Source organism: Verrucomicrobiota bacterium (genome assembly GCA_016871675.1).
GTDB lineage: Bacteria > Verrucomicrobiota > Verrucomicrobiia > Limisphaerales > VHCN01 > VHCN01.
This window is the reverse complement of the sequence record VHCN01000117.1, coordinates 1-4,732: the sequence shown is the minus strand read 5'-3', so window position 1 is coordinate 4,732 and position 4,732 is coordinate 1. Positions and strand designations below refer to the sequence as shown.

Here is a 4,732-nt window from a genome sequence, read left to right as displayed (position 1 = left end):
TCGCGCCGCCTCCCGCGGCGTCGCGCCCTCAACCAGTTTCACGACGAAGGCTCCGATGAACGTGTCGCCCGCTCCCACGGTGTCCACGGCCGTGACCTTGAAACCTGCGATGTGACCGGCGAACGACGGCGTGTCGAGCCACGCGCCGCCCGCGCCGAGCGTGATCAGCACGTTGTCGCAGCGCGAGCGGCGCTTCAGCGCAACCGCCGCCTTCGCGGCGCTCGCGATGTTCCGGACGTCCACGCCGGTCAACTTCGACGCTTCGCCCTCGTTCGGGATGATCCAGTCGGCGAGGCGCAGAACGCGGTCGCTCACGGGCGTGAAGGGCGCGGGATTCAACACGGCGAGCGCGCCGGACTTTCGCGCGAGCCGCAGCGCGGCTTCGACGGAAGGCATCGGGGTTTCGAACTGAATGAGAGCTGCCTTCGATTTCCGGAAGAGCGCTGCACGCGCCCGCACCTCCGCCGCGGTGAGCGTGTCGTTTGCGCCATTGGCCACGACGATTTGGTTCTGGCCGGCCGCGTCGAGCACGATCATCGCGGTTCCGCTGGCGATCGCGTCGCGGCGCATGACCCGGCTCGTTTGCACACCCACCGCTTCGAGATTCGCCACCATCTCGTCACCGAAGGCGTCACGCCCCACCGCACCGATGATGGCGGATTGCATGCCCATGCGGGCGACTGCGAAGGCCTGGTTCGCGCCCTTGCCGCCCGGGGCGCGGCGGAAGTTTTTCCCGAGGATCGCCTCGCCCGGCGCGGGAAAGCGCGGCGTCTCGATGAAGAGGTCCATGTTGAAGCTGCCGACGACGGTGACCATGCGCGGTGGTTGTAGCGGTGGCTGAGGCTTGCTGCAATCTTCGGAAGTGGCGGCATTCGTCCCATGCGTCCGACGTCCGCGTTCGAACCGGGTGGATGCGACGAACGGGACGGGTGGCGACGCTCTCCTGATCTTCGCGACTTATCAATTCATGGCCAACCGATGCCAACGGGTGTGGGTCGGGTTTGCGCGGCTGCGCTTCAGTGGCTGCGGAAACGGGAATCCACCGACGGAGCCGAACGTGAACGCACCGCAAATCTACAAACACCTGCTCTGGGCCGCGCCGCTGACCGCGGCGGTGGCGTTGATGTCGTGGCGCCGCCCGCCGTGCCGGGCGCGGAGTTCGTCGGCTTGGACAACTGCTCGCAGTGTCACGGGGACGAACGGGCCGTGGCCATGATGGTGTGAACCGGCAATGGGCCGTCCTGCGGCCATGCGCTCCACGGATCGCGCCTACCTGTCGGGAATGAGGATCGCCTGGCTCGTCACCACGCCGCGGAGCAGGAGGTCGAGCCGGTGTTTGTTCGTCGCGTAGTGGCGCGCGGTTTCCTCGGTGATGGCTTTCGCCGCGAGCAACTCGATCAGATACTGGTCGAACGTGTGCATGCCGCGGTTCACGCACGCCTCGATGTGGCCGGTGATGAGCGCGAGGTTGTTGGCCGTGATGGCTTCCTGGATGCCCGCGTCGCGTTTCATGAACTCCAGGCACGGCGTGCGCGTGCCCTTCACGTTCGGGATGAGGCGCTGGCAGATGATCGCGTTGATGTTCCGCGCCAGAAGGGCGCTGATGTTGCCCTGCTCGCTCGACGGATAAAACTCGCGGATGCGCCCGATGGCCTGCGGCACGGAGTCGGCGTGCAGCGTGGTGAGCACGAGATGGCCGGTCTCCGCCGCCTGCATCGCGGCCCAGATGCTCTCCTGGTCGCGGATTTCACCGACGAAAATCACGTTCGGGTCCTGCCGCATCGCGTTGCGGATGCCGTGCGCGAAGCTCGGCGTGTCAATGCCCACTTCGCGCTGCTCGAACTGGCACAGGCACTCCTCGAACACATACTCGATCGGGTCCTCAATGGTGATGATTCGCAGCGCCGTGGTCTCGTTGATCTCCTGGATGAGCGCGCGCAGCGTGGTGGATTTGCCCTGCCCGGTCGGACCGGTCACGAGCACGAGCCCGCGCGGCTCGTTGAGAATGTCCTTGAGCGAGACGGGCAGTTGCAGGTCCTTCAACTTCATCCGCTGCTGCGGCACGATGCGGAACGAGAACGACTGGCGGCCCTTTTGTTTGCTGAAGTTCGCGCGATACCGCACGTCGCCGAAGTAGAAGCTCATGTCCACTTCCGGCTTCGACAGGATGCGCTCGCACATCGCCGGCGTGAACGCCTCGTGCAGCAGGTCGCGCATCATGTCCTCGTTCGGCGGCGGGAAGATCTCGACCGGCACGCGGAGGAGCTTTCCGTGCACGCGCACGCAGTAGCGCGCATCCGTCTGCGCGTGCAAGTCGGACGCCTCCTGATCCCGGCAATAATCCAGAATCTGCCCGAGCGTGGTTTCGCGGCTGAGGTGTTCCATGCGGATCGGTGGAATTCTGGTTGCTGGAAGGATGCCGGCGACGGGCAACGGCTTCAAGGCGAATGCCGAAGCCGCAGGCCAAACCGGGACTGGTGAAACTCGGCGGAAACCGATAATGACTCCGCACGCACTGCACAGCCATCGAATCCGCCCGATGCCAACCCAAGGACTGAACACTCCGCCACCCGACGCGCGCACGACGCGGCTGCTGTGGTTTGCGTTCGCGCTGTTCACGTTCACGTGCGCGTTCTTCCACGTTTCGGATGCCGACGTCGGCTACCACATCCGCACGGGCGAGCACATCCTCGCGACGGGGCGGATTCCCGATCGCAACACGTTTTCCTTCGCCATTCCGGATGCACCGTGGACGTTGCAGCAGTGGTGGCCTGCGACCATGTATTCCATCGTGTGGTCGCAAGGCGGGCTCGGGGCGCTGATCACCTTCAAGGCGCTCCTTGCAACGGCGATCATGCTGGTTGCGCTCGCGGCGGCGCGGCGCGAGGCGGGGCCCGGATCCTTGTGGCCGTTCTGGGTGATGACGGTGATTGTGTTCATCGCCCGCGTGCGGTTCTTCGAGCGGCCCGACCTTGTGACCGCGCTGTTGTTCGCACTGTTGCTGCTCGTTGACGCGCGGAAGGAGCGCGAGCGCGCGTGGCAATGGATCGGCGTGCCGCTGCTGATGGCGTTCTGGGGAAACACGCACGCGGGCTACATCTACGGCTTCGTGCTGCTCTGCTGCTGGAGCGCGGCCGAATGGATCGAGTGGATCTGGCGCGGGCGGCGCAACCGGCCCCGGGTCGAGTTCCGCGAACTGTTCGTGCGGCCCGTCGGCATCGCGCTGGCAGGCGCGGCCGCAGTGATCGCCACGCAGGTCATCAATCCCAGCGGCTACCGGGTTCTGCTGGTCCCGATCGAGCAGTTTCTCGACACTTTTTGGCGGGCGGTCATCCAGGAATACCTCCCGCCAGCGTGGGCGACTTCGAAACTGTTCTACCTCGCGGTCGCCACGCTCGTAGTTGTGCAGTTGGTGAGCTGGCAGCGCGTGAAGCTTCGATTCCTCGTGCCCACGCTGGCGTTCGGCTATCTCGCGTGTGCGACGCAGCGCTCGATGCTCGTTTTCCTGATCGTCGCAGCGCCGCACGCGGCGTTCATGCTCGACCGGCTCGCGACGGTCCGCGGCGAATTCTTGCACTGGGCGCAGAAGACCCTGCTGGCGCCCGCGTGGCTCGCGCTTGCGCTGGTCGCGACGCAGGACCGCACGCATCCGTTCGGCGTCGGCTTGCACCCGGCATTTTATCCGGCGAGCGTGTTTCGCTTCATGGAGGCCGAGGTTCCGCCTCAACGCGTCTTCAATGAGATGCGCTTCGGCGGCTCGATGTTGTGGTGGCTCTGGCCGAGATTCCCGCCTTTCATTGACGGCCGTGGCGATGCGTATCCGACGGAATTCTGGCGGTCCGAATATCACCCCGTGCTCATGGCGGGTGCAGAGTGGCGGGCGTTGCTCCGAAAGCACCAGACCCACGCCGTGCTTCTGCCCATCGTCACCGCCGGCGAGATGCCTGGGCTCGCGAAGGCGTTAAAGGCGGACCCCGCCTGGGCGCTCGTCGCGTTCAATGAATCCGCGCTCCTGTTCCTCGAGCGCACCGCGACGAACCAGCCCGTCGTCGCCAAGCACGAGTTTCGCCATCTTTGGCCCGGCGATTGGACGTTCGCGAATGTGACGCCCGACTCCTCCGTCCCGGTGAAGGCGGAGGCGCAGCGCGCGCTCGGATTCGCGCCAGACAGCGTCTTCGCGCAAACCGCCCTCGCCCGCGCCTCGCTTGTCGCCGGGGAATTCGAACTCGCTGCCCGGCTGCTCAACGAGCTGACTCGCCGCCCGGGCAGCGGGGAGAACTACTGGCGCGATCTTGGCTTCGCGCTCACGAGACTCGGCAGGATTGATGAAGCTGAAAGGGTTTTCTCCCACATGATCCGCGAGGGCTTCGCACGGGGTTACCCCTGGTTCATGAAGTTTCACATCCAACTCCAGCGCGGCAGCGGAGCCGAAGCCGACCGGTGCCTGACCGAAGCCTTGAAGGCCGAACCGCTGAACCCGGAGTATCTCGCGGCCCGCAGGCAGTTCGACGCCGCGATCAAGAAGTAATGCAGGTCGTTCATTTCGCCGGCCGCGCCTTCGCTTGGCTTGCGTGTGAGGAGACCGGCTCGGTTCGTCCGTCCGTTCGGTCGCGCCGGGCACGTTCTTTGAGGTGCCTGCGGTCGGCTCGCGCCGCCGGCGAATTCGCTTCCAAAAAGAACCCGGCTGGATACGATGCGCCCCCGAAGAGCAACAACCCGTCCGAGCCATGAA

General features: G+C 65.5%; 3 protein-coding genes. 1 reads left to right on the top strand and 2 read right to left on the bottom strand.

Going from position 1 to position 4,732, the window contains the following annotated elements; translation table 11 throughout:
- On the bottom strand, positions 1–816 hold an 816-nt coding region (locus tag FJ386_14990; protein MBM3877991.1), incomplete at its 3' end, for a ribokinase.
- Between the two features lie 453 nt (positions 817–1,269).
- The gene (locus FJ386_14985; protein ID MBM3877990.1) at positions 1,270–2,385 is read right to left on the bottom strand and encodes a PilT/PilU family type 4a pilus ATPase; all 1,116 of its coding nucleotides are present in this window, start codon (positions 2,383–2,385) and stop codon (positions 1,270–1,272) included.
- A 154-nt stretch (positions 2,386–2,539) separates the two neighbouring features.
- Between FJ386_14985 and FJ386_14980 the strand changes: the two genes are divergently transcribed.
- A complete protein-coding gene (locus tag FJ386_14980) occupies positions 2,540–4,528 on the top strand; it encodes a tetratricopeptide repeat protein (protein ID MBM3877989.1) in 1,989 nt (662 codons plus the stop codon).
- Positions 4,529–4,732 lie beyond the last annotated feature (204 nt).

Coding starts and splice junctions, on each gene's coding strand:
- FJ386_14985 (MBM3877990.1), bottom strand. CDS start 2,385: ATGGAACACCTCAGCCGCGAAACCACGCTCGGGCAGATTCTGGATTAT.
- FJ386_14980 (MBM3877989.1), top strand. CDS start 2,540: ATGCCAACCCAAGGACTGAACACTCCGCCACCCGACGCGCGCACGACG.